The organism is Salinimicrobium sp. WS361 (assembly GCF_050750585.1).
In the GTDB taxonomy this organism is placed as follows: Bacteria; Bacteroidota; Bacteroidia; order Flavobacteriales; family Flavobacteriaceae; genus Salinimicrobium.
Genome location: NZ_JBOJLM010000034.1, coordinates 1 through 6,130 on the forward strand (window position 1 = coordinate 1; position 6,130 = coordinate 6,130).

The 6,130-nt window shown below is 43.0% G+C and carries 8 protein-coding genes; 5 read left to right on the top strand and 3 right to left on the bottom strand.

Annotated features, from left to right (window positions below; genetic code table 11):
- Window positions 1-216: 216 nt before the first annotated feature.
- Window positions 217-1,563 carry an FAD-dependent oxidoreductase gene (locus tag ACQ93I_RS16930; protein WP_431699560.1) on the top strand — a complete coding sequence of 449 codons (1,347 nt, stop codon included), beginning with the start codon at window positions 217-219 and terminating at the stop codon, window positions 1,561-1,563.
- Window positions 1,564-1,630: 67 nt separating this feature from the next.
- Here ACQ93I_RS16930 and ACQ93I_RS16935 read toward each other — a convergent pair whose 3' ends face one another.
- The 3 genes from ACQ93I_RS16935 to ACQ93I_RS16945 are packed head-to-tail and all read right to left on the bottom strand — an operon-like array spanning window position 1,631 to window position 2,382.
- A complete protein-coding gene (locus ACQ93I_RS16935; protein ID WP_431699554.1) occupies window positions 1,631-1,924 on the bottom strand; it encodes a hypothetical protein in 294 nt (97 codons plus the stop codon).
- Entirely contained in the window at window positions 1,925-2,167 is a 243-nt protein-coding gene (locus ACQ93I_RS16940) for a hypothetical protein (protein WP_431699555.1), read from the bottom strand.
- Window positions 2,168-2,184: 17 nt separating this feature from the next.
- Window positions 2,185-2,382: a hypothetical protein gene (locus ACQ93I_RS16945; protein ID WP_431699556.1), complete on the bottom strand. Its 198-nt coding sequence runs from the start codon at window positions 2,380-2,382 to the stop codon at window positions 2,185-2,187.
- Window positions 2,383-2,657: 275 nt separating this feature from the next.
- Here ACQ93I_RS16945 and ACQ93I_RS16950 point away from each other — a divergent pair, with 275 nt between their 5' ends.
- From ACQ93I_RS16950 to ACQ93I_RS16965, 4 genes are read left to right on the top strand one after another with little or no spacing between them, the layout of a single operon-like run.
- Window positions 2,658-3,203, top strand: a complete 546-nt coding sequence (locus tag ACQ93I_RS16950; RefSeq protein ID WP_345597926.1) for an RNA polymerase sigma factor — start codon at window positions 2,658-2,660, stop codon at window positions 3,201-3,203.
- On the top strand, window positions 3,187-3,804 hold the full coding sequence (locus ACQ93I_RS16955) for a hypothetical protein (protein ID WP_431699557.1): 618 nt from the start codon (window positions 3,187-3,189) through the stop codon (window positions 3,802-3,804). The genes ACQ93I_RS16950 and ACQ93I_RS16955 overlap by 17 nt, the downstream gene beginning before the upstream one ends.
- Complete coding sequence (locus ACQ93I_RS16960) at window positions 3,785-5,185, top strand: hypothetical protein (protein ID WP_431699558.1); 1,401 nt, start codon at window positions 3,785-3,787, stop codon at window positions 5,183-5,185. The genes ACQ93I_RS16955 and ACQ93I_RS16960 overlap by 20 nt, the downstream gene beginning before the upstream one ends.
- A gap of 7 nt (window positions 5,186-5,192) precedes the next feature.
- Window positions 5,193-5,894, top strand: coding sequence for a peptidoglycan DD-metalloendopeptidase family protein (locus ACQ93I_RS16965; protein WP_431699559.1), 702 nt, complete (start codon window positions 5,193-5,195; stop codon window positions 5,892-5,894).
- Window positions 5,895-6,130: the final 236 nt, after the last annotated feature.

Below are 6,130 nucleotides of genomic sequence, written 5' to 3' on the forward strand. Positions count from 1 at the left end.
TAATAATATCAATCTCATAATCTGCCATCTGTATCCCTTTATTCCACCGCTCTTCCAGCGTTCATATCAAAACATTGGTACATATAATAGTATATCATCAACAGGTAGATCTTAACCCGCCATTGTAATTGTAGTCTTGAAAAGCCAGAAGATGTGCAGGCGAATGCGCTCAACGCAACTCTCAATAATTCAAAAAGTAGTATTTTCGCCGGTAACATGCAGCACTCAAAGAACATTGCCATTGTAGGTACAGGACTCGTAGGGTCTTTGCTTGCCTTACACCTTAGAAAAAAAGGACATAATATTACTGTTTTTGACAGACGGCCCGATGTGCGGACAGTTGAATTCTCTGGCCGCTCCATAAACCTAGCCATGTCCAATCGCGGGTGGAAAGCCCTGCGTGAGGCAGGTATTGAAGAAAAAGTGAGAGAACTGGCAATTCCCCTTTATCAGCGGGCAATGCACGTAAATAACAGTCCGGTTTATTTTCAGAAGTACGGGCAGGAAGGAGAGGCGATCTATTCTATTTCCCGCGGAGTGTTAAACCGAAAGATGATAGATCTTGCCGAAGCAGCAGGAGCCGAGTTCAGGTTTGAAGAAAAAGTGTGGGATGTAGATCTTGCCGAAGCAAAGCTGTATACCGGTGAATCTGAAAAAGGTAACTGGCAGGAGTATAATTTCGATCTTATTTTTGGGGCCGATGGTGCTTTCTCACGGGTACGGCACAAAATGCAGCGCCAAAGCAGGTTCAATTATTCCCAGCATTTTGTAGATGTGGGCTACAAGGAGCTTCGAATCGCGGCCAATGCCGATGGTTCTCATAAACTCGACAAAAATTCCTTTCATATTTGGCCAAGAGGCAGGTTCATGTTAATTGCCATGCCAAATCTTGATGGCAGTTTTACCTGCACCCTTTTTCTTCCTTTTGAGGGCGAGCATTCTTTTGAGACCATTTCTTCTGAAGCTAAAGCCGAAAAATTCTTCAGTGAATTCTTTCCCGATATCAAAGATGAAATTTACAATCTTACCAGCGATTTCTTCAAGAATCCTACCAGTGCGCTGGTGACTGTGAAGTGTTTTCCGTGGACTTATTATGACAAGATCGCTTTGGTTGGAGATGCGGCCCATGCCGTAGTGCCTTTTTACGGGCAGGGCATGAATGCAGGTTTTGAAGATATTTCAGAATTAAGTCGGCTTGAAACTGAATTTGGAGATGACTGGGAGCAGATCTTCGCAAATTATCAGGCCCTTAGAAAGCCAAATGCCGATGCTATTGCCGAGTTGAGTCACCGTAATTTTCTTGAAATGAGTAGCAAAACAGCTGATCAAAAATTTCTTCTGCGGAAGAAGATCGAAAAACATTTTGCTGAAAAACATCCTGAATCCTGGCTCCCGGTTTATTCCCGTGTAACTTTTTCTGAAGCCCCTTATGCTGAAGCCCTTGAGTTGGGCGATAAACAAGCTGCTATAATGGATAAAGTGATGAAATTACCTGGCATAGAAGAAAAGTGGAATACAGCTGAAGTAGAGCAGGAGATCCTGAAGTTGCTTAGTAGAAGTTAGAAATACGACGCGAAATTAGAGTTACGTAATTAGAAGGACGATCGGAAATTAGAGTTACAAAATGAAATTAGACTATGATTTTTAAGTTGATTTTAGTTGTTGGCCTGGGGCCGTAACCCGCAACTGAAAAACCCTCAACCCGCAACACTTCCGAAGTATTACCTTCCAAAAATGCCATTTTCAGCACCTCTTTCTGAACTTTTATAACTGACAATTTTCCATTCCATAAGAGATTTCTCAGTCGCAAAAAAGCTCCTTCGAAATAACAACAGAAACCTGTAGCAGGACAGAACATGTAACCTGCAACATGCAACAGGAAAACAGGCAACCCGAACCTGCAACCTTCCGCATTATTACTCACTTAAAATACCATTTTTGAGACCTCATTCAAACCTTTAGGTAACCCACAATTTTTTCCATTCCAGAAGAGATTTCTCAGTCGCAAAAAAGCTCCTTCGAAATGACAACAAAAACCTGTAGCAGGACAAAACATGTAACCTGCAACATGCAACAGGGTAAACCCGCAACTTGCAACCTGCAACTCTTCCGCAGTATTACCTTCTAAAAATGCCATTTTTGGCACCTCTTCCTGACCTTTTTCCAATCGATAATTTTCCCATTTCAGAAGAGATTTCTCAGTCGCAAAAAAGCTCCTTCGAAATGACAACAAAAACCTGTAGCAGGACAAAACATGTAACCTGCAACATGCAACAGGGTAAACCCGCAACTTGCAACCTGCAACATTTCCGCAGTATTGCCTTCCAAAATGCCATTTTCAGCACCTCTTCCTGACCCTTTTCCAATCGATAATTTTCCCATTTCAGAAGAAATTTCGCAGTCTTAAAAAAGCTCCTTCTAAATAACAAAAAGAAACTTGCAACCGGGCTAAACCCGAAACCCGAAACCCGCAACCTGCAACCTGCAACCCGAAACGCGCAACCCGCAACCCGCAACTCGGAACTCACAACCCGCAACTCGCAACCCGCCACTCTTCCGCAGGTATTCAGAAAAAAATCTACATTTAGTGATAAATTTTGCAACGCGACTTGTTTCCTGTCGTCTTTAAAGTGAAACCCAACCAAACTGAAGTTATTTTGATACAACATCAATTAATAGAGGCTTGCAAACAAAATGACCGCAGAGCCCAGCTCAAGCTCTACAATAAGTATTGCGACGGCATGTACTATGTGGCCCTGAGGTTCGTAAATGATCCGTTTGAGGCTGAAGATGCCATGCAGGAAGCTTTTATAAAAGCTTTTCAAAAACTGGCACAATTTACAGGCGAGGTATCGTTTGGGGCCTGGCTTAAACGGATCGTGATAAATAAATGTCTCGATAAATTAAAAGCCCGAAAGCTGGAGATGGTTGCGATCAATGAACAGGTGTTGGGAACGGTTGAAGAGGAAGAGAACTGGAATGTTGATGATGGGGTAGGGATTGAAGAGGTGAAAGAGACGATGCAACAATTGCCCGAAAAATACAGATACCCGTTGATGTTGTATCTACTGGAAGGTTATGACCATCAGGAAATCGCAGAAATACTCGACATTTCGCAGGTTGCTTCCAGAACCCTTGTTCACCGCGGAAAGAAAAAATTACAGGACGAATTAAAAGAGAAAAGATATGGCACAGGATATTAGAAAGATGTTGCAGGAAGACAAGTCGTTGCCTTCTCAACCCCCAAAAGGACATCGTAGTAGATTTGAACAGAGGCTGGAAGCCCAGTTTCCGGAGAATAAACAGGAAAAATCTTCTAACAGGAGTTTCTTCTTCCTCAAAATAGCTGCCGTTTTGGTGGTGGCGCTTGGAGTCGGATTTTTCTTCCTTAACAGCAATGAGACTTTTAACGGTAGTGAAATCACCGATGTTCCGGTAGAGGTTGAACAGGAAAAGGATGAGAAAACTGAGGAGGCTAAACAATATCAGCTTAGCGACGAGTCTCCCGAATTCAGGAAGATCGAGAATTTTTACCTGGCTAGCTTGAATATAGAGCTTGCGAAACTGGATGTGAATGAATCAAATAAGGCATTAGTAGATTCTTTTATGACACAATTGGCAGGTCTTGACCAGGAATACAAAAAGTTGAATGCCGAAATTAGTGAAACCGGCCTTACCGAGAGCAGTGTTGAGGCTTTGATCTCCAACCTGCAGCTTAGGCTGGAGCTATTGTACAAACTGAAGAATAAAATTAAAGATATCAATCATTCAAAAATACAGGGAAATGAAAACTACAAAGCTTAAAACAGCAATTATTGCGCTGCTTTGTGCAACCGCTGGCCTGGCGCAAACGAGTAAATTAAATAAAACGTTTAAGACGAATAAGGATGTAATCGTAAACATTAATGCCCGCCATACGCATATTGACGTGGAGTACTGGGACAGGAACGAAGTGCAGGTTTCGGCCTTGCTCGAAGGTGGCAGTGAGGGCCAAAACAAAATGCTGCAAAGCTGGAGGCTTGATGTAGATGGATCGGCTTCAGAAGTAAGGATACATTCAGAAGCTACGCCAGGCGGCCCGGGAGATTTTAATATGGCTGCCCTTCAGGCACCACTTGCAAAATTACCCGAAATGATAGCGCCCCTCACCGAAATGATGGGACCAATGCTCGAGAGCCTCGCGACAAACCCGCCACTGCCGCCAGAATTTTATGCGAGTGTGGGGAATATCAATTTTGACTACGAACAGTACCAGAAAGATGGCGAGAAATATATGGAGAAGTTCGAGAAACAGATGGAAAAGAATTTTGGGAAAGACTTTGAAAAAGCCATGGAAGAATGGGCCCAAAAGTTTGAAAAGGATTCTGTGCTCTGGAAAAAGCATGAAATGAGAATGGAGGCCTGGGGCGAAGACTTTGAGAAGGAGATGGAAGCCTGGGGAAAGACCTTCGAAAAAGATATGGAAAAGTGGGGCGAAAGTTTTGGAAAGGAAATGGAAGCCTGGGCTGCCAATATTGAAAAGGAAGCTCGCAATCAAAATCCTAAATCAGGGGCAAACGTTATTGTGCTTAAAGACCATAACATGGCTAAAAAAGTGCTGAAGGTGAAAATCCCGAGGTCTGGTCAGCTTAAACTAAAGGTGCGCCACGGGGAGGTGAAGCTTGCCGGCACCACAAACAATCTAAGAGGAGAGGTTTCACATTCAAAGTTCAATGCTGCAGAAATAGCAGGGAAAAATACCAATTTTAGGGTTGCGTATACTCCTGTGATGATCAAGAGCTGGAAGTATGGCGTTCTCAATGCCGCTTATGTGCAGGACCTTAAAATTGAAAAAGCCGAGAGCCTGAAGCTCGATTCCAATTCCAGTAGTGTTTACCTCAAAGAATTAGGGGAGACAGGAATTCTCTCAGGGACTTTTGGAGAGCTTAAGATAGATAAAGTGTCTCCTAAGTTTAAAAGTCTGGATGTTACTTTGGAAAATTCAGACCTTATCCTCGACCTGCCCGAAAGTGCTTTTAACTTTACATACAATGGAACCAATAGCGCAGTGAAATACCCTAAAGGACTCAACCTGACTTCAAGTAACTCCTACGATAATCAAAAACTGAAGGGCTACAATGGAAGCCAGAATGCGGGAGCAGCGATAAATATCTTTGCAAAATTTAGTGATGTTGTGCTGAAGTAATTTATTTTTGGCAAAAAACATCATGCCAGATGCTCATTTTCTAACCGGCCTCACAACAGGATTTACACCTGTAATTGATGCCGGTTTTTCTTTGGAAGATTATCAGCACGTCGATCTTTCAGTTAATAATGCTGAATTGACACAGGAGCAATTAGATGCCCCTGAAGCTTTCCAGAATTATATAAATGCATTTCTTCGGAAGAAAGGTGGAAAAGTAACCTGGGGCGGCTATAACGAACACCGCGGACTTTACAGGCGCAGTGAATTGTTCTCTTCGGCTGAAGATGAGGAATTAATAAGGAACAGGCATATTGGAGTAGATATTTGGGCTCCGGCGGGTACTGCAGTCCTGGCAGTGCTCGATGGGAAGATCCACAGCTTCCGGAATAACGACAACTTTGGGGATTACGGCCCTACGATCATTCTTGAACATGAGGCTGAAGGAAAGCACTTTTACACCCTTTATGGCCATCTTCAAAAGAAATCTTTAGAAGGATTAGCAGTGGGCCTGGCAGTGAGGCAGGGAGAGCAAATCGCTGCTTTAGGCGACGCTTCTGAAAATGGCAATTACGCCGCTCATCTTCATTTTCAGATCATTCTTGATGTGCAGGGAAAAGCAGGGGACTATTCCGGTGTAACCAACAAAAAGGAGCTGGACTTCTTCCTTAATAATTGTCCAGATCCAAATTTGCTGCTGAAGATAAAGTGATGTCTTTAGGAGATAGTAAATGCCTTGTCCCGCTAGGGACAACCTATTGGTAGAGAAATCAATGCAGAATATCCGTGCCTTTAGGTACGGAATAGAAAGACATCACCAATACCGAAGATCTGGCTGGGGAGTATCAAAAAATATTTGTTTGATCCATCTTCTGTACCTACGGCACAGCAGTTTGTCCATGATTTTGTTTTTTTACCCATATATGGTCCCTACGGGAACTTGTGATG

Bases quoted from the DNA above. Each gene is read 5' to 3' on its own strand.
- ACQ93I_RS16930 (WP_431699560.1), top strand. From the start codon at position 217: ATGCAGCACTCAAAGAACATTGCCATTGTAGGTACAGGACTCGTAGGG.
- ACQ93I_RS16945 (WP_431699556.1), bottom strand. From the start codon at position 2,382: ATGGGAAAATTATCGATTGGAAAAGGGTCAGGAAGAGGTGCTGAAAAT.
- ACQ93I_RS16955 (WP_431699557.1), top strand. From the start codon at position 3,187: ATGGCACAGGATATTAGAAAGATGTTGCAGGAAGACAAGTCGTTGCCT.
- ACQ93I_RS16960 (WP_431699558.1), top strand. From the start codon at position 3,785: ATGAAAACTACAAAGCTTAAAACAGCAATTATTGCGCTGCTTTGTGCA.